This is a genomic window from Nonomuraea sp. NPDC050394 (assembly GCF_044459065.1).
In the GTDB taxonomy this organism is placed as follows: domain Bacteria; phylum Actinomycetota; class Actinomycetes; order Streptosporangiales; family Streptosporangiaceae; genus Nonomuraea.
Genome location: NZ_JBITIO010000024.1, coordinates 1 through 18375, shown reverse-complemented (window position 1 = coordinate 18375; position 18375 = coordinate 1). Strand labels below are relative to the sequence as shown.

The following is an 18375-nucleotide window of genomic DNA, read 5'->3' as shown; positions in this document are numbered from 1 at the left end:
CGTCAGGGGTGCTCGCGCAGCGCCAGGCGGGCGGCGTGGTAGCCGCCCATGCCGTGCGCCCCTCCGCCGGGCGGGGTGGAGGAGGAGCACAGGTAGACGCCGGGCAGCGGCGTGCGCCACGGCGCCGGTGACCACACGGGCCGTTTCACGAACTGGCCGAGGGAGCCGGTGCCGCCGTTGATGTCGCCGCCGACCAGGTTCGGGTCGAACCGTTCCAGGTCGGCGGTGTTCATCGTGTGCCGGGCCAGGACCCGCTCACGGAAGCCGGGCGCGAACCGTTCGATCTGCCCCTCGATCGCGGCGCTCATGTCGGCCGCCGAGCCGCGCGGCACATGGCAGTAGGCCCACAGCGTGTGCCCGCCCCGCGTGGCGTCGGCCGCGTACGGCTGCACCAGCAGCACGTACGGCCGCGGCGAGTGGCGGCCCGCCGACACCTCGGCCTCGCTCAGCGCGATCTCCTCCAGCGTGCCGCCCAGGTGGACGGTGCCCGCCCGCGCCACCTCCGGGTCACGCCAGGGCACGGGACCGTCGAGCGCCCAGTCCATCTTGAACACGCCGGGCCCGTACCGGAAGCGCCGCAGCCGGTCGCGGTAGCCGGTGGGCAGCTCGGCCATCCGCAGGAACTGCCGGGGCGTCACGTCCAGCATCACGATCGGGGCGTCCAGCTCGCGCAGGTCGTGTACCCGGTGGCCGCTCACCGTGGTGCCGCCGAGCCGCCTCAGCCGCTCCACCAGCGCGTCGGCCAGCACCTGGGAACCGCCTCTGACCAGCGGCCAGCCCACCATGTGCGCGCTGGCAGCGAGCAGCATGCCGTACCCGCTCGTGATCGGCGAACGCAGGTCCAGCACCGAGTGCGCGGCCATGCCCGCCAGCAGCGCCCGCCCCTCGACGGTCCGGAACAGCGCGCGCCCGAGCACGGTCGCGGGCAGCGCCCCGAGCAGCCCGAACCGCGCCGCCGCCACCGGAGCCCTGGGCGGCGAGAGCGGCGACAGCAGCGTCTCCACGAGCGGCGCGCCCGCGCGGGCCGCCGCCCCGACCGACGCGCGCCACGCCGCCGCGTCCCGCCCCAGCCCTTCCGCGGTACGGCCGGCGTCGCGATGAACCAGCGCGGCCGGCCGGTCGTCCAGCGGATGGGCCACGGCGATCTGAGGCTGCGCGAACGGCGCGAGCGTGGTCAGCCCGAGCGCACGGAAGGCCGGCGAGACCAGCGCCATGGCCAGCACCGTGGCGCCCACGTCGTGGACGCGGCCGGGCAGCGTCAGCTCGGCCGAACGCAGCGCGCCCCCGAACCCGCCGGCCGCCTCCAGCAGCAGCACCCGGCGTCCGGCGGCGGCCAGGGTGATCGCGGCCACGAGCCCGTTGGGCCCAGAACCGACCACCGCGGCGTCGTAGGTCACAAGATGGACGGCAGCGGCTGCGCCCCGCGATGCCGGAGCATCTCGGTCATCAACGTGATCTCGCCGTTCTGGCCGTCGATGATCTTCTGCGCCATGCCGGTCACCTCGTCGCGCTGCGACAGCGGCAGCAGTCCTCTGGCCATCTGCACCCCGCCCTCGTGGTGGCGGATCATCAGCTGCAGGAACTGCACCTCGGCCTCTTTGCCCGACAGCTCCTTGAGCTTGCCGAGTTCCTCGCGCGAGGCCATGCCGGGCATCACGCCCGCCTTCACCGGCTGACCGCCGTGCCCGTGGCCGCTCATCCACGCCATCGGCCGCAGGTCGGTCGTCTGGCCGAGATCCCACTGCTGCAGCCAGCCGAGGAACATGCCGCGCTGGTTCGCCTGGGTGTTGATGATGTCGAAGGCCAGGTTCCTGACCTCGGGGGCGGGGCCCTTGTCCCTGATCGTGAACGACATCTCCACCGCCTGCGCGTGGTGGGTGGCCATGTCACGGGCGAACCCGGCCTCCGGCGAGGTCTCCGAAGGAGTGCCTCCCCTGCCGAAGAGCAGAAATGCGGCAATGGCCGCGAGGGCGACCGCGGCGACGGCGATGAGCTTGTTCATGTCGCTTCCAGCGTACCCAGGGCCGGCGTGAGCTCGTCGTTAAGCTTCTTATTCTCCATATACGCCCGTAGGGCATAGGGTGACCCGCAGTTGGCATGCCGATGGAGGAAAATCGCGATGACGAAGGAGAAAGCGCAGGCGCGGCGCGAGCATCTGGAGAAGATGCGGGCCGCGCAGAGGCGTAAGGAGCGCCGCACCGCGTTCCTCATGTGGGGAGCGGGTGGCGCGGTCATCGTGCTGCTCGTCGGCGTGGTCGGCTTCTACCTGATCAATCAGTCCAGGGCCAGCTCCCTCGACGCCGTCACCAGCGTCAAGTACGAGGCCGGGCAGCACGTGTGGAAGGCGGTCTCCTACAAGGAGACCCCGCCCGTGGGCGGCGAGCACAACAACTACTGGCAGAAGTGCGACATCTACGACAAGCCCATCCACCCCGAGCACGCGGTGCACTCGCTGGAGCACGGCGCGGTCTGGATCACCTACCGGCCCGATCTGCCCAAGGCCGAGGTCGACGCGCTGAAGAAGGTCGCCAGTGAGACGGGCAACATCGAGTACATGCTCGTCAGCCCGTTCGCGAACCTGCCCGCGCCGATCGTGGCCTCCTCCTGGGGCCACCAGCTGAAGCTGGACAAGGCGGCGGACGAGAAGCTGCCCGCGTTCATCAAGAAGTACCAGAACGGCAAGGACACCCCCGAGCCGGGCGCGACCTGCGGTGGCGCCGACGCGATCACCACGACCGCGGACCAGCAGCCGCTGCCGCCCGAGCCGCAGCAGCAGCAGCCGACCGGCAGCCCGGCTCCGACGCCGTCGTCGTCCAACCAGTAGGGCTAGCCGAGCACGACCTCGATGGGCACCCACTCCAGCCCGTGCGCCTCGGCCACGGGCCGGCTGGTGAGGTGCCCTTCGTGTGTGCTGAGGCCGTGCGCCAGCGCGGGGTCGTCGCGCAGGGCCCGCGCCCAGCCCAGGTCGGCGATGGCCAGGGCATAGGGGAGGGTCACGTTCGTCAGCGCGTACGTGGAGGTGTGCGGCACCGCGCCGGGCATGTTGGCCACGCAGTAGAAGATCGAGTCGTGGACCCGGTAGGTGGGCTCGGCGTGGGTGGTCGGCCGCGAGTCCTCGAAGCAGCCGCCCTGGTCGATGGAGATGTCCACGAGCACCGAGCCGGGCTTCATCCTGCGTACGAGGTCGTTGGAGACCAGCTTCGGCGCCCTCGCCCCCGGCACCAGGACCGCCCCGATGACCAGGTCGGCCTCCAGCACCGCGAGCTCGACCTCCAGCGTGTTCGAGGCGACCGTCTGGCAGTGGCCCTGGTAGATGGCGTCGGCCTGGCGCAGCTTGTCGATGTTGCGGTCCAGCAGCAGCACCTCGGCCTGCATGCCGAGCGCGATGGCGGCCGCGTTCATCCCGGAGACGCCGGCGCCGATCACCACGACGTTCGCCGCCCGGACGCCGGGCACGCCGCCCATGAGCACGCCTCTGCCGCCCTCGGAGCGCATCAGTTGGTAGGCGCCCACCTGGGGCGCGAGCCGTCCGGCCACCTCGGACATCGGGGCCAGCAGCGGCAGCGCGCCGTTCGCGGTCTGCACGGTCTCGTAGGCGACGCCGGTCACGCCCGACTCCAGCATCGCGCGGGTGCAGGGCTCGGAAGCCGCCAGGTGCAGGTACGTGAACAGCACCTGGCCCTTGCGCATCCGGTGATACTCCTCGGCCACCGGCTCCTTGACCTTCATGACCAGGTCCGCCTCGGCCCAGACGGCGTCCGCGCCGTCCAGGATGAGCGCGCCGGCGGCGGCGAAGTCGGCGTCGGGGATCGCCGAGCCCGTGCCCGCGTCCCGCTCGACGAGGACCTGGTGGCCGTGCCGAACGAGTTCGTGGACGCCCGCGGGGGTGAGAGCCACGCGGAACTCGTTGTTCTTGATCTCGCGGGGTACTCCGACCTTCATGAGACCACTCTCGACTCGCCAGTCAAACAGAACTATCGACAATCTGTAATTGTTCTTCCATTCTTCCTCACACCATGGTGGAAAGTGGAGAAATTCCGGCTGATTACCCCGGTCCGGCTTGTCCTCGATAAGCTCACCGGCAGCCCGCGAACGCCAGGATGGGGTCGTCGTCCATGTCGATGGAGAATCCACCGGTCTCCGACACACCGCGGCCTGAACAGCCGCAGGCCAGCAAGCTCACCACGATCGTCCTGATCGTCTCGCTTGTCCTGGTGATCGTGATCGCCGGGGTGCTGGGGGCGGTGGCCGTTCTCATGACCAGGAGCCCCGACGCCCCGTTGCTGGGCGCGGTGCCGCCGGTGCAACTCGCCACCCCCATCCACTTCGCGCCCGTACGCGAGTCGAAGGAGGCGCCCTGCCCCGGTGAGGAGGCGGTCCTGGACGAGCTGAAGACCACGTGCTACCTGATCGGCAAGGGCGTCACGGTCAACGCCGTGCAGCAGATCGAGACCGTGGCCGAGGACGACGGCACGTACTCGGTCCGCATCGCGATGGCGCCCGCCTTCAAGGCGCGGGTGGCCACGATCATCCAGGAGCTCGCCGGCGACCAGCGCCCGCTGGCCGTGGTGCTGACGCCGCCGAACGTCGTCGTGGCCGCTCCGTCCGTCCTGCAGGCGATGGACGGCGACAGCGTGAGCATCGGCCCGCTGCCGAAGGCCGAGGCCGAAGCCCTCGCCGTCCGCCTGGGCGCGGGCGGCACCGGCACCCCCGGCACCGGAGCCCCGACCACGGGCCTGCCGGACACGGGGTCGCCGAACACCGGGGCGCCGGACACCGGGGCGCCGAACACGGGGGCGCCCAACACGGGGGCGCCCAACACGGGGGCGCCGAACACGGGGGCGCCGAACACCGGCACCGGCGCACCGAACGCGACCACGCCCCCCGGCACCGGCAACCCGACCGCGCCGGCCGCCCACACCCCGGTCGGGGCCAACCCGACCGGCGGCTCCCTGCTGCCCGCCAAGGACAAGCGCCACCCGTCCTGCAAGGAGGCGGTGGCCGCGGGCCTCGGCCCCTACACCAAGGGCCGGCACACCGAGTACACCTGGTACGTGGACAAGGACAACAACGGCACCGCCTGCAACTCCGCCGACCTCTGAGCCGCGCGGGACCGTCGTCAGCCGGTCAGCCCCTGCAACGCGGTGATCCCGAAGTACGCCACGAAGATCACCGAGACCACCCAGAGCAGCCACGGGATCTCCCGGAACCGCCCGCGGGCCGCCTTGATCAGCGTGTAGGAGATCACCCCGGCCCCGACGCCGTTGGTGATCGAGTACGTGAACGGCATCAGCGCGATCGTCAGGAACGCCGGGATGGCCAGATCCAGGTCCTCCCACGGAACCTTGCGCGACTGCGTCATCATCAGCGCCCCGACCAGCACGAGCGCGGGCGTGGCGGCGGCGGGCGGCACCACGGCGGCCAGTGGCGTGAACAGCAGGGTCAGCCCCAGCAGCGCCCCGGTCGCGACGCTCGCCAGACCCGTACGCGCCCCTTCCCCGACCCCGGCGGCCGACTCCACGAAGACGGTGTTGGCCGAGGCGCTCATGGAGCCGCCCACGACGCCGGCGACGCCGTCCACGGTGAGGATGGCGCCGAGCCGGGGCACCCGGCCCTGGGCGTCGACCAGGCCCGCCTCGTCGCTGACCCCGATGATCGTGCCCATCGCGTCGAAGAACCCGGACAGCACCAGCGTGAACAGCACCACGGTCGCGGTGACCACGCCCGCCCGCGCGAAGCCGCCGAACACGTCCACCTGCCCGACCAGCCCGAAGTCGGGCGCCGCGACGAGCGACTCGGGCAGCCTGGGCACCACGATGCCCCAGGTCTTGGGGTCGATGACGGCCAGCGAGTTCACGATCACGGCCACGACCGTGGTGACGACGATGCTGATGAGGATGGCGCCCGGCGTCTTCCTGACGTACAGGACGATCATGAGCAGCAACCCGAAGCAGAACACCGCCACGGGCCAGCCGGTCAGATGGCCCGTCGCGCCGAGCTGTACGGGCGTCCCGGTGCCGCGTCCGACGAAACCGGCGTCCACGAGGCCGATCAGGGCGATGAACATGCCGATGCCCACGCTGATCGCGTGCTTGAGCGCCAGCGGGATCGCGTTCATGATCAGGGTGCGCAGCCCGGTCACGGCCAGGATGATGATCACGACGCCTTCGAGGACGACCAGCCCCATCGCCTGCGCCCAGGTCATGAACGGCGCCGCCTGGTAGGCCACCACCGCGTTCAGGCCGAGCCCGGCCGCCAGACCGAACGGCGCGTTGCCCGCCACGGCCATGAGCAGCGTGCAGATGGCGGCGGCCAGCGCCGTGGAGGTGGTGAGCTGGGCGATGGTGAGCTGCGCGCCGGTGACGTCCTTGGCGCCGCCCAGGATGATCGGGTTGAGCAGGATGATGTAGGCCATGGCCATGAATGTGGTGATGCCACCGCGTACCTCACGGCCGACGGTCGTCCCCCGCCCGGACAGCTCGAAGAAGCGGTCGAGCACAGCGGTCCCCCCTAGCGATCAAGGGGGATTGCCGGTTGCCTACCCGGCGGGGGAGCCGGTCATGCCTTCTCGTGCCGCCCGCCGCCGACCATGGCGACGAACTCCTCCAGTCCGATGTGCCCGTCCCCGTCCTTGTCCGCCGACCTGATGAACAGCTCGATCTCGGTGTGGTCGAGGCCGTGCGTCCCCAGTGCCTCGTTGACCTTCCGGATCTCCTCGACGGTGATGACGCCATCGCCGTCGGTGTCGAATCTGGCGAATTCTTCTCTCGCCTCAGCCTCGATGTTGCTCATCCGGACAACCTATAGGAGGGCTATCTCCTCGGGCCGGATCGGCACCCGGGCAAGCGCCAGGCCGGTCGCGTCGCGCACCGCCGCCGCGATCGCGGGCGTCGAGGACAGCGTGGGCGGCTCACCGGCCCCCCTCAGCCCGTACGGCGCGGCCGGGTCGGCGTTCTCCAGGATCTCCAGCCGCATCGGCGGCATGTCGAGAATGGTCGGGATCAGGTAGTCGGTGAACGACGGGTTCACCACGCGCCCGTCCCTGACCTGGATCTCCTCCATCAGCGCCAGCCCGAGCCCCTGCGCGGTGCCGCCGTGGATCTGCCCCTCCAGCGCGAGGGGGTTCAGAATGCGCCCGACGTCCTGGACCGCCGCCAGTTCCACCACCTTGACCAGCCCGAGCTCGACGTCCACGTCCACGACCGCCCGGTGCACGCACAGGGCGAGCTGGGTGTGCGAGTCACCCTGCCCGGTCACCGGGTGCAGCGGGTACGTCGGCCGGTGCCGGTACTCCCTCGTCTCCTCGATCGGCCCGAACTTCTCCAGCGCCGCCCGCGCCTCCAGCCCCTGGAACCGCGCCCGCACCGCCTCGCACGCCGCCTTCACCGCGCCGCCGGTGACGTAGGACTGCCGGGAAGCCGACGACGACCCCGCGGAGCCGACCGCCGTGTCCGCCGTGGCCACGGTGACGTCGTCGACGCCGAGCTCGGTCCTGGCGATCTGCGCCTGTACGGTCACCAGCCCCTGGCCGACCTCGGCGGCGGCGGTGTGCACCGTGACGCGCGGCTCGCCGTTGACCAGTTCGGCGCGGACCCGGGCCGTGGAGTAGTCGTCGAAGCCTTCGGAGAAGCAGATGTTCTTGATGCCGACGCCGTAGCCGACGCCCCGCCGTACCGACTCGCCGTGGGTGGTCTGTGAGACGCCGCCCGGCAGGTCGCGCAGGTCGGCGCGGTCGTCGGCGGCGGCGGGCAGTGGCATCGCCTCCAGCGTGCGCAGCATGCCGGCCAGCGGGGCGGGCGCGTCGATGAGCTGGCCGGTGATGAGCCGCGAGCCCTGCGAGACGGCGTTGCGGACGCGGATCTCGACCGGCGACAGCCCGCAGGCGGCGGCGAGCTTGTCCATCTGCGACTCGTAGGCGTAGCACGCCTGCACGGCGCCGAAGCCGCGCATCGCCCCGCAGGGCGGGTTGTTGGTGTAGACGCCGGTGGCGACCACCCGCACGTTCGGCACCTCGTACGGGCCGACGCCGAGCGAGGCCGCGTTGCCGACGACGGCGGGGGAGGAGGAGCAGTAGGCGCCGCCGTCCAGGAGGATCTCGGCCTTGACGTAGACCAGCTTGCCGTCGCGGGTGGCGCCGTGCTCGTAGCGCATCCAGGCCGGGTGGCGGTGCACGTGGCCGAAGAACGATTCCTCGCGCCCATAGGACATCTTGACCGGCCGGTTCAGGCGCAGTGCCAGCATGCAGGCGTGGACCTGCATCGACAGGTCCTCCCTGGCGCCGAACGCGCCGCCGACGCCCGACAGCGTGAGCCGTACCCGCTCCGGCGGCAGTCCCAGGCAGGGGGCGAGCTGGTCGCGGTCGACGTGCAGCCACTGGGTGGCGATGTAGAGGTCGACGCCGCCCTCGCCGTCGGGCACCGCCAGCCCGGACTCCGGGCCGAGGAAGGCCTGGTCCTGCATGCCGACCTCGTACTCGCCGGTCACCACCACGTCGGCCTCGAGTGTGTCGCCGACCGTCACGGGCTGCCTGCGCAGGATGTTGCCGCCCGGCTGCACGTGCGGCTGGCCCGGATCGCCGGCCGCCGCCTTCGGGTCGGTGACCGCGGGGCGGAGCTCGTACTCGACGGAGATCGCCGCCGCCGCGCGCCGCGCCGTCTCCGGATGGTCGGCCGCCACCAGCGCCACCGGTTCGCCCTGGTAACGCACCTGGTCGATGGCGAGAACCGGCTGGTCGTGGTGCTCCAGGCCGTAGAACTTCTCGCCCGGCACGTCCTCGTGCGTCAGCACCGCGTGCACGCCGGCCATCCGCAGCGCCGGGCCCACGTCGATCGACCTGATCCAGGCCGAGGCGTGCGGGCTGCGCAGCGTGACGCCCCAGACCATGCCGTCCAGCCACAGGTCGGACGCGTACGCGAACTCGCCCGTCACCTTCAGCGTCGCGTCGGGCCGCTGTGCGCTCTCACCGACGCCCTGCCGCGCCGTGCCGACCGTCTCCGTCATCTTCCGAGTACAGCACCGGCCGACGCGGGCGTCCTATGCGCGACAGGTGAAATCACGGTCAGCGGTTGGCGGGCACACTTGTATATTCCTCCAAGTGCGCATCAGTGATCTGCTGGCGATCTCGGAGCTACGTCTCAGCCTGCTCACGGGTGACCCGTCCGCCGAGTTCGGCACCGTGCACATCACCGACCTGCCCGAGCCCGGCCGCTACCTGTCCGGCGGCGAGCTGGTGCTCACCGGCATGCTGTGGCGTCAGGGCCCCGGCGACTCGCCGCGCTTCGTCGCCGCGCTCCGTGAGGCGGGCGTGGCCGCGCTCGGCGCCGGGCAGGCCTGGCTCGGCCATGTCCCCGACGACCTCGTCGCCGCCTGCACCGCCGCCGGGCTGCCGCTCATCGAGGTTCCCACCGAGGTCTCCTTCCGTACGCTCAGCGAGATCGTCGTGCCGCGCCTGTCGGGCGACGTGCGCGAGGAACTCGGCCGCCACCGCCGCATCGTCGCGGCCGTCGCCGAGGGCGCGGACCTGCCCGAGCTCGTCGCCCTCACGGCCGCCGAGCTCGGCGTGACGGGCGCGGTCGTCTCCGCCTCGGGCGAGCTGATCGCCGGCACCCTCGACGATCCGGTACGGCTGGCGCGCGCCTACCTGGCCGCGCCCCGGCTGCCGTTCGTGACCGGCGGGCGGACCGTCTTCGCCGTCGGCCGTGGCCATCGCGCCGCCGGATGGGCCCTGGCCTGCGACGGCGACCTGCTCGACCGGGCCGACCTCGGCTACGAGCTGGCCGCCTGCGTCGCGCTGGAACGTATCCGCATGGACGCGGGCCGCCGGGTGGAGCGCCGGCTGGCCGGGCAGCTGATCGCCGCCGCCCTGACCGAGAGCGACGCCGCCGAGCTCAACGCCGGGCTGCGTACCTGCGGGATCGACGCGGCGGAGCCGTACACCGTCGTGAACGCCATCGCGACCGGCGCGCCGGGACGCGACCCCGATCCCGTGACGCTCGGCGGCCAGGTGATCGAGGAGCTGCTGGGGCGCGAGGTCGTGGCGGCGGCGGGCGCGGACGGCGCGATCGCCGTCGTGCCCCTGCGCGGAAGGTCCGTGAGCGACCTGGCCGACCGGCTGCGCGCGGGCATGGACGTGCTGTCGTCGCTCCCGGGTGCCGGCGTGTGCGCCGGGCTCAGCAGCGCACTGTCCGGTGCGGCGGGGCTGCGCGGCGGGGTGACGGAGTCCGGACACGCCCGCCGGCTGGCCGAGACCCGCGGCGGCGGCGTCGTCACCAGTGCCGAGATCTACACGCACGGACTGCTGCTGGCCACCGTGCCCCCCGACGTCAGCCGCTCGTTCGCCGCGAGCCTGCTGGGGCCGTTGCGTGACTACGACCGGCGGCACCAGTCCGACCTGATCCGCACCCTGGGGACCTTCCTCGACACGGCCGGATCGTGGCAGCTGTGCGCCGAGCATCTGCACGTGCACGTGAACACGGTCCGCTACCGCATCAAGCGCATCGAGGACCTGACCGGCCGCGACCTGTCCACGATGCCGGACCGCGTCGACTTCTACCTGGCGTTGCGCGCCCCCTGATCAGGCGGGGCCGCCGGGCCCGGACGTCCCGGTCACGCCCAGCGCGGCATGGACCGCGGCGCGTTCGGCTTCGGCCTGCTCCGCCCAGGGCGACGGGCCCAGCGCGCGGGCCAGCGGGACCGCCTGCTCGATGCGGTCGAGGGCGTCGTCGAGCCGGTCGATCTCGCGATAGGCGCGCGCGAGCCCGGTGAGGCTGCGCAACTCCCCGATCCGCCGGCGGGTGTCGTGCTCCATCCGGAAGCTCTGCTCGAAGTGATCGACCGCCTCCAGCGGGCGGCCCTGGTTGAGGCAGACCTCGCCGAGCAGGGTCAGGATCGAGCCCGTGTGCAGGGTGTCCCCGTCGCGCCTCGCGCTGGCCAGCGCCTCGGTGAACATGGCGTGCGCCTCGGCGAGCCGGCCCAGGCCGTGGTGGCTCTCGCCCATGACGAGGTGGGCGTACCTGATGCCGACGTCCGAGCCGATCTCCTTGGCGATGGCGAGCTGTGCCTCGGCGTAGTCGAGGGACTTGCCGAAGCGTTTCCACGTCACGCAGAGGTTGCCGAGGTTGCCCAGGGCGCGCTGCTCGGCGAAGCGGTCGCCGAGCCGCCGGGCCAGCGCGAGCTCGGCCTCCCGATGCTCGGCGGCCTCCGGCAGGCGGCCGAGCATGACGAGAGCGCCGGCGAGGTGGCCGTGCGCGTACAGTGCCGCGGGCAGTTCCCCGAGCCGCTCGGCCACGGCCAGCGCCTGCGTGTTGCAGCTCAGCAGGTCGGCCCTGCGGTAGGCGGACGACTGGAACCACATCAGCGCGAAGGCCAGGTCCACGCCGAGCCGGGCGACCTCCTCGTCCACGCAGGACATGGCCTGCGACGCCGCGGCGAGCAGGTTGGCCTCCTCCTTCGTCAGCCACTCCCACGCCTGGTCCCGGTCGTCCAGCCGGACGGGCTCGCCCTCGACCGGGCGGGTGACGGGCTGGACCCGGTGCGGGTCCAGGAGCACGCCGGCGTGGCGCGCGGAGACCACGTAGTGGGTCAGGGCCCTGATCACGGCCTCGCGCGCGCCGTCCGGCTCCAGCCCGGCGGCGAACAGGCGCACCAGATCGTGCAGGTGGTAGCGGCCGGGACCGCCGCGCTCCAGCAGGTGGGCATGGGCGAGCCGCTCCAGGGCCGCGTCGGCCTCCACGTCGGGGCGGTCCAGGAGCGCCGTGGACACCTCCGAGGTCACCTCGGGCACGTGCAGGGCGCCGAGCAGCGCCAGCAGCCGGGCCGCGGCGCGATCGCGCGACTGCTCGCCGTCGGCCAGCGCCGACCAGCTTGAGGCGAGGCTGGAGTGCACCGCCAGCTCCCCGATGCGCAGCTCGTGCAGGCGCTTGCGCTCGTCGCTCAGCCGCGCGGCCAGGTCGGCGACGCTCCAGCCGGGATGGTCGGCCAGCCGCGCCCCCGAGATGCGCAGGGCCAGGGGCAGCCCGCCGCACAGCCGGGCCAGCCGGGCGGTCTGCGCCGGGTCGGCCAGCACGCGGCGCTCGCCCGCCAGTACGGCCAGCATGGCGGCCGAGTCGCTGGCGGAAAGCTCGCCCAGCCTCAGCTGGCGGCAGTCGTCGCCGGCGATGAGCGTCTCCCGGCTGGTCGCGACCACCGCGGTGCCCAGCGGCGCGGACAGCACGGGCTCGATCTGCTCCAGCCCGGAGGCGTCGTCCAGGACGATCAGCACCCTCTTGCCGTCGATCCGGCCGCGCCACACGGCCGCCGCCTCGTCGAGGTCGCCGGGCACCGCCTGGGGTGGCGTCCGCATCGCGCGCAGCAGGCGGCCCAGCACCTCCAGCGGGGTCAGCGCGGCGACCCCGTGCGTCTTGCCGCGCAGGTTGACGAACAACTGCCCGTCCGGAAAGTCGTCCTTGACCTGGTGGGCCACGTGCAGGGCCAGCGCCGACTTCCCGATCCCCGGCGGCCCGGAGATCGCGGTCAGCGGATGCGGCGGGCCCTCGCGCCGCGGCGCGAGCACGTCCTTCAGCCAGGCGATCTCCTCGGAGCGCCCGACGAATCCCACGAGCGGCCGCGGCAGCTGGCGTGGTGCCCGCCCGGATCCGGCGGGCTGGTCGCGCAGGATCATCTCGTGGCAGCGGCGCAGGCCCTCACCCGGGTCGGTGCCCAGCTCGTCGGCCAGGATCCGCCGGCCTTCCGCGAAGACCTGGAGCGCCTCGGCTTGCCGGCCGCACCGGTGGAGCGCCAGCATGAGCAGCGTGCGCAGCCGTTCGCGAAGAGGGTGGCGTGGCAGCGCCTCCCGCAGCAGCGGCAGGGCCTGCGCGGGCTGCTCCAGCTCCAGCAGCGTGTGCGCCCCGTCCTCGACGGCGGTGGCGTGGAGCTCGTGAAGCCGGGCGCGCTCGTTCTCGGCGAACGGGCCGGGCACGCCGCTGAGCGGCTGGTCCTGGTAGAGCTTCAGAGCCCGTTCGATGAGGATCAGGGCCTCGGCGTGCTCGCCCTTCTCCCGCAGGAGCCGCGCCTCGTCGAGGAGGGAGGCGAACAGGCGGGCGTCGACGCGGCGGGGGTCCAGGCGCAGCGCGTATCCGCCGCCCGCGGCGACGACGAGCGCGGACGGCTGGCGCGGTCCTCTGGCGGGCTCCAGCGCCCGGCGCAGCCCGGCGACGTAGGTGTAGATGCTCTGCTCGGCGGTTCGCGGCGGGCCGGCGCCCCATAAGCCGTCGATCAGCGAGGGGATGGAGACGGCGTGGGGAGCACGCGCGGCCAGCATGGCGAGGAGCGCCTGCCGGCGCGGCGGACCGGGGTCCAGCGGCCCGGCCGCGGTGGAGCCGCCGACCGGTCCGAAAAGGCGGATGCACACGTCTTCTGCCACGCCGCGCCTCCCCGTGGATCGTTCACCGTCCACCACGGAGACTAATCCGAGGGCGCCGGGTGCCGTGTAGAGGAAATGTAGGCGAGTGTCCTAGGCTCGTGAGACACCACGAGCGTGGGGTCGCGAGCTTCTCCTTGTCCGCCCGTGCGGGGCGAGTCGTTGCGGCGACCCGCCCCGGGCAGTGCGGCAGCTCACGTGCGGATGTGAGAACGGAGCGACTAGCAGCAGCCAATGACGTCTATTGCCTTGGCCATAAGGGACGAATCTCCTACCTTTGCCAAAGGAGACGAATCTGCCAGGCTGGCCGTAGCATGTCCTCCAACGGCTAGTAAAGCCAGGACGACGGCAGTGACGGACAGGGCAAGACGCTTGCGCATGGGGGTTCTCCCTCGCCTTGGGGTTTTGCTCGGGTAATCATCTCAAGGAGCGGCAGATATGACCACATCTGACCTGGTCGGACTGCGTATAAAGACCGTGCGGCGGCAACGGGGTCTATCGCAGGCGCAACTCGCGCATCCTGAGCTGTCTGATAGCTACGTCTCCTTGATCGAGAGTGGCAAGCGTACCCCAACGCCGGCGGTACTCGAACTGCTCGCCCAGAAGCTGGACTGCTCGCTGTCTTACCTGGTCAATGGGGTCACCGCCGAGCAGATGGAGGACATCGAACTCGCTCTGGGCTACGCCCGCCTGGCCCTGGAGAACGGCGAGGTGGCCGAAGCCCGCACGCGCTTCTCCGAGCTGCTGGCCGACAACAACCTGACAGGTCTCACGCAGCTCCGTCAAGACACCGAATACGGCCTGGCGCTGGCGACGGAGGCGTGCGGAGACCTCGATGCCGCCATCGCCATCCACCTCCGCCTGTGCGATGAGGAACTGCCCACCGAGCGGCAGATCGAGGTCGCCATCGCCCTGTCGCGGCTCTACCGCGAGTGCGAGCGGCCCACCGAGGCGGTGGAGATCGGCGAGCGCTACCTGGGCGCCGCAGCCCGCCCGGCCTGGACCGACGTTCACGTCGAGCTCGGCGCGACCCTGCTCAACGCCTACCTGAACCGCGGCGACATGCTGCGCTCGCGGCAGTTCGCCGCCGAGCTGCTCAACGCCGCCGACCTGCTCGGCACCCCACGGGCCACCGTCGCGGCCAACTGGAACGCGGCCCTGCTGTCGGAGATGGGGGGCCACGGTGAGGAGTCCCTCACCTTCGCCACCCGCGCGCTGGCCGTGCAGCTGGAGAACGGCCAGCCGCGCAGCCTCGCCCGCATGCGCCTGGCCTATGCCTCACTTCTCGTGCGCGCGCGCCCGCACGAGGTGGAGGAGGCCCGCAAGCTGATGCTCCAGGCCGAGGACGAGCTCGCCCAGACCTCCGCCAGCACCCTCGACCGAGCCCGCTGCCGCATCGAGATCGCCAGGGCCGAGATCATCGCGGGAGAGACCGCCGCCGCCGCGGCGTCCGCGCAGGCGGCCCTCGACCTGCTGCCGGAGGGCGCGCCGGCGCTCGAGGCCGAGGCCCACTTCATCCTGGGCCGCGCCTACGCCTACCTCGGCCACCCCAAGGCCGCCAAGCAGAGCGTGCAGGCGGTGCGCTCCTGGCTCACGCCGCTGCCCGACTCCGGCCGCATCGCCGGAGCCTGGTACGCCGCGGCCGAGGGCTTCGAGCAACTGGGCGAGACCGAGGAGGCCGTCGGGGCGTACCAGCGGGCGCTGGCGTCGGCCGGGTTGTAGTCCGGCGCGGCGGCGGGACCGGGCGGCGTCGTGGGTAGCCTTGGGGGTGCCATGAACAGATCCCCGCTCGCGGCGCTCGCCGCGCTTCTCGCCGCCCTGATCCTCCTCGGCACCGCTTCCCCCGCCCTGGCGCACGACGCGCTGCGGAGCAGCGACCCGGCCAAGGGCAGCACGGTCACGTCCGTGGACGAGGTGAAGCTGGAGTTCACCGCCAAGGTGCGCATGCCGTTCGTCATCGTGAGAGGCGACGGCGGCGAGTTCCACGAGGGCAAGCCGGCCCTCGACGGCAAGGTGGTGACCCAGGCTCTCAAGGGCACGCTGCAGGACGGGAAGTACACGATCGCCTACCGGGTCGTCTCCTCCGACGGGCACCCGATCGAGGGCGAGATCCCGTTCACGGTGAAGGGCGCGCCCAAGCCCGAGACCTCGGCGACCCCGTCGGAGAGCACGAGCGCCGCGGCGCCGGCGCCGTCTGAGCAGTCGCCGTCCGAGCAGGTGCTGACGCCGGAGCAGACCCCGGCCGGCGCCGAGCAGGACCAGCCGTCCGGGTTCCCGATCTGGCTGATCATCGTGGTCGGCGCCCTGGCGGGCATCGGCATCGGGTTCCTGCTGAGCATGCGGAGAAGGAAGCCGTGAGCAAAACCGCCCGGGTGGCGCTCGGGACCGTGGCCGCCGCCGTCGCCGGGCTGGTCATCGCGCTGATCGCCGGTGGCGCGGCGTTCCCCCGGGTCATTCCCGGCATTCCGGTGGCAGGGGCGCTGACGCGCTGGGGGCTGCCGCTGTCGAAGCTCGGCATGGACGCGGCGGCCGTGGCGACCGTCGGACTGCTGCTCGTGGCGGCGCTGCTGCTGCCGAGCGACAAGGGGATGCTCGGCAAGAGCGCGCTCGGCTACGTCAAGGCCGCCTCGTGGACGGCGCTGTCGTGGTCGGGCTTCGCGTTCCTGCTGATGCTCTTCCAGCTGTCCGACCTCTACACCGACTCGGTGGCGAACGTCGTTCTCAAGAACTACATCCCGAGCTACGCCACGCAGGTCGGCAACGGCATCGCGCTGACGCTGGTGATCCTGTTCGGGGTGGCCATCGCGCTGTTCTCGCGGGGCGCCATCACGGCGGGGGCGGCCGCGGGGCTGCTCGTGCTCGGGCTGGTCGCGCTGCTTCCCCCGGCGCTGACGGGGCACGCCTCCTCCTCGCCCAACCACGATCTGGCCACGGCCGGGCTGTCGCTGCACCTGACCGGCCTCGCGCTGTGGGTCGGCGGGCTGGTCGTGCTCGTGGTCCACGCGGTGCGCAAGGCGCCACAACTGGAGCAGACCGCTGCCCGCTTCTCCCGCGCCGCGCTCTGGTTCTACGTGGTCGTCGGCCTGTCGGGGCTGCTCAGCGTCGTCGCGCGGCTGACCGCCGTCTCCGACCTGTGGACCTCCAGCTACGGCGTGCTGATCGTGGCCAAGACCGTGGGCTTCGTGCTGCTCGGCTACATCGGCTGGTACCACCGCCAGCGCACCCTGGTCAGCCTGGAGGCCGGCCGGCCGAGGGCGTTCACCCGCCTGGCGTTCGGCGAGGCGCTGCTGATGTTCGCCACGGTCGGCCTCGCGGTGGCGCTCTCGCGCACCCCGCCGCCGGTGGTGAGCCTGCCCGCCGACCGCGCGTTCGAGCTGCTGGGCTTCGCGATGCCGCCGCCGATGACGCTGGCGACGCTGGCGTCGATGTGGTGGTTCGATCTGTTCTTCGCCGCCATCGCCGCCGCCCTCGCCATCCTGTACGGCGCCGCCGTCCACCGCCTGCTGAAGCGCGGCGACAAGTGGCCCTGGGGCCGCACGGCGTCGTGGTTCGCCGGCGTGGCCATCCTGGTGATCGCCACCCAGAGCGGCGTGGCCCGCTACGCCAAGGTCATGTTCAGCGTGCACATGGTCGAGCACATGACCCTGTCCATGATCGTCCCGATCTTCCTGGTGCTGGGCGCCCCGGTGACGCTGGCACTGCGCGCGCTCAAGCCCGCCGCCCGCCGCGGCGACCGGGGCCCGCGCGAGTGGCTGACGACGATCCTGCACAGCAGGGCGGTGAAGGTCATCGCGCACCCGGCCATCGCCACCGCGATCTTCATCGCCTCCACCTACGCGCTCTACTTCACCCCGCTGTTCGCCGGCGCGATGGAGGAGCACCTGGGCCACATCGCGATGACGCTGCACTTCCTGCTGAGCGGCAGCCTGTTCTTCTGGGTGATCATCGGAGTGGACCCGTCGCCGCACAAGCTGCCGTACGTGGGGCGGCTGCTGCTGCTGTTCGTGACCATGCCGTTCCACGCGTTCTTCGGCATCGCGCTGATGATGATGGGCACGGTGCTGGCCGCCGACTGGTACGAGCAGCTCGGGCGCACGTGGGGCGGGCCGCTGCTGGCCGACCAGAACAACGGCGGGGCCATCGCGTGGGGGTTCGGCGAGATCCCGACCTTGATCGTCCTGCTGGCGATCGCCGTACAGTGGTATCGCGACGAGGATCGCACGGCGCGGCGGGAGGACCGGCGCGCGGACCGCAACCCGGCGGGTGACACGGCGCTCAACGACTACAACGACTATCTCGCGCGGCTCAACCAGGCGGACAAGGGCGACTAACTCCCGCGTCACAGAACCTTGTCACCCCCCACGAGCGCCGGATGCCCTAGTAGGCTTTCACGTGGGGGAGCGGGGCAGTTCTTACGGCCGCATGCTGTGGCCTCGGGGTGCCGGAGTCAGGTCCGGTGCGTTGCCCGCTTGGTAGAAGGGCGAGATCACTTGGCGGAAGAGACGCGCATGCGCGGGGGGCGGAGCCTGGCCGAGGAGCTGGAAGGCTATCTCGGCGACTGGGGCGAACGCACCGGGATCACGGTGGAGACCTGGGCGCTGCCCACGGTCGAGGTCCCGCAGCCCATCGCGCGGGCGGTGCTCGCGGTCACGCAGGAAGCCCTTGCCAACGTCGAGCGGCACAGCGGAGCACGGGTGGTCTCCGTCGCCGTGACAGCCGGCAAGAGCGGCCTGCGGATGACGGTCAGCGACGACGGAGACGGATTCCACGCGGCCAACGTGGGGCGGGGCATCACGCGGATGCGGGCCCACTTCGCCGAGATCGGCGGCAGCCTGTCGGTCAGCAGCGTGCGCGGCGAGGGCACGACGGTGACCGGCGTGGTGCCTAGATGATTGATTCCAGGCTGCTGCTTGCGATTAATGGTCGTAGGCGGTGAGGGATCGGGCGGTGGGCTGGCCGGTCTTGTCGTTGTGCCAGAT

General features: G+C 71.9%; 14 protein-coding genes. 7 read left to right on the top strand and 7 right to left on the bottom strand.

The features are described from left to right. Positions 1-2: 2 nt before the first annotated feature. Both ACIBKY_RS50305 and ACIBKY_RS50300 read right to left on the bottom strand, forming a co-directional pair. Positions 3-1397, bottom strand: coding sequence for a phytoene desaturase family protein (locus ACIBKY_RS50305; RefSeq protein WP_397108980.1), 1395 nt, complete (start codon positions 1395-1397; stop codon positions 3-5). Then, on the bottom strand, positions 1394-2002 hold the full coding sequence (locus ACIBKY_RS50300) for a DUF305 domain-containing protein (RefSeq protein ID WP_397108978.1): 609 nt from the start codon (positions 2000-2002) through the stop codon (positions 1394-1396). Before ACIBKY_RS50300 ends, ACIBKY_RS50305 begins: the two co-directional genes overlap by 4 nt. A 117-nt stretch (positions 2003-2119) precedes the next feature. Here ACIBKY_RS50300 and ACIBKY_RS50295 point away from each other — a divergent pair, with 117 nt between their 5' ends. Further along, entirely contained in the window at positions 2120-2824 is a 705-nt protein-coding gene (locus ACIBKY_RS50295) for a DUF3105 domain-containing protein (RefSeq protein WP_397108976.1), read from the top strand. Between the two features lie 2 nt (positions 2825-2826). On the opposite strand, the gene ald is transcribed toward ACIBKY_RS50295, so the two are convergent. Beyond that, positions 2827-3942, bottom strand: a complete 1116-nt coding sequence (ald, locus tag ACIBKY_RS50290; RefSeq protein WP_397108974.1) for an alanine dehydrogenase — start codon at positions 3940-3942, stop codon at positions 2827-2829. A gap of 173 nt (positions 3943-4115) precedes the next feature. Here ald and ACIBKY_RS50285 point away from each other — a divergent pair, with 173 nt between their 5' ends. Then, positions 4116-5102, top strand: coding sequence for an excalibur calcium-binding domain-containing protein (locus tag ACIBKY_RS50285; protein ID WP_397108972.1), 987 nt, complete (start codon positions 4116-4118; stop codon positions 5100-5102). A gap of 17 nt (positions 5103-5119) precedes the next feature. Here ACIBKY_RS50285 and ACIBKY_RS50280 read toward each other — a convergent pair whose 3' ends face one another. The 3 genes from ACIBKY_RS50280 to ACIBKY_RS50270 are packed head-to-tail and all read right to left on the bottom strand — an operon-like array spanning position 5120 to position 9000. Next, positions 5120-6499: an NCS2 family permease gene (locus ACIBKY_RS50280; protein WP_397108970.1), complete on the bottom strand. Its 1380-nt coding sequence runs from the start codon at positions 6497-6499 to the stop codon at positions 5120-5122. Between the two features lie 59 nt (positions 6500-6558). After that, a complete protein-coding gene (locus ACIBKY_RS50275; protein WP_184970631.1) occupies positions 6559-6792 on the bottom strand; it encodes an EF-hand domain-containing protein in 234 nt (77 codons plus the stop codon). Positions 6793-6801: 9 nt separating this feature from the next. Next, entirely contained in the window at positions 6802-9000 is a 2199-nt protein-coding gene (locus ACIBKY_RS50270) for a xanthine dehydrogenase family protein molybdopterin-binding subunit (protein ID WP_397108968.1), read from the bottom strand. A 94-nt stretch (positions 9001-9094) separates the two neighbouring features. On the opposite strand from ACIBKY_RS50270, the gene ACIBKY_RS50265 reads away from it, so the two are divergent. Continuing rightward, entirely contained in the window at positions 9095-10573 is a 1479-nt protein-coding gene (locus tag ACIBKY_RS50265) for a PucR family transcriptional regulator (RefSeq protein ID WP_397108966.1), read from the top strand. Here the strand turns inward: ACIBKY_RS50265 and ACIBKY_RS50260 are convergent, their stop codons facing one another. Then, entirely contained in the window at positions 10574-13399 is a 2826-nt protein-coding gene (locus tag ACIBKY_RS50260; RefSeq protein WP_397108965.1) for a BTAD domain-containing putative transcriptional regulator, read from the bottom strand. It abuts the gene before it with no gap. A 435-nt stretch (positions 13400-13834) separates the two neighbouring features. On the opposite strand from ACIBKY_RS50260, the gene ACIBKY_RS50255 reads away from it, so the two are divergent. From ACIBKY_RS50255 to ACIBKY_RS50240, 4 genes are all read left to right on the top strand, one after another. Beyond that, on the top strand, positions 13835-15118 hold the full coding sequence (locus tag ACIBKY_RS50255; protein WP_397108963.1) for a helix-turn-helix domain-containing protein: 1284 nt from the start codon (positions 13835-13837) through the stop codon (positions 15116-15118). Between the two features lie 51 nt (positions 15119-15169). Continuing rightward, positions 15170-15754, top strand: coding sequence for a copper resistance protein CopC (locus ACIBKY_RS50250; protein ID WP_397108961.1), 585 nt, complete (start codon positions 15170-15172; stop codon positions 15752-15754). Continuing rightward, positions 15751-17727, top strand: a complete 1977-nt coding sequence (locus tag ACIBKY_RS50245; protein ID WP_397108959.1) for a cytochrome c oxidase assembly protein — start codon at positions 15751-15753, stop codon at positions 17725-17727. The genes ACIBKY_RS50250 and ACIBKY_RS50245 overlap by 4 nt, the downstream gene beginning before the upstream one ends. A gap of 177 nt (positions 17728-17904) precedes the next feature. After that, a complete protein-coding gene (locus tag ACIBKY_RS50240; RefSeq protein WP_397108957.1) occupies positions 17905-18288 on the top strand; it encodes a sensor histidine kinase in 384 nt (127 codons plus the stop codon). Positions 18289-18375 lie beyond the last annotated feature (87 nt).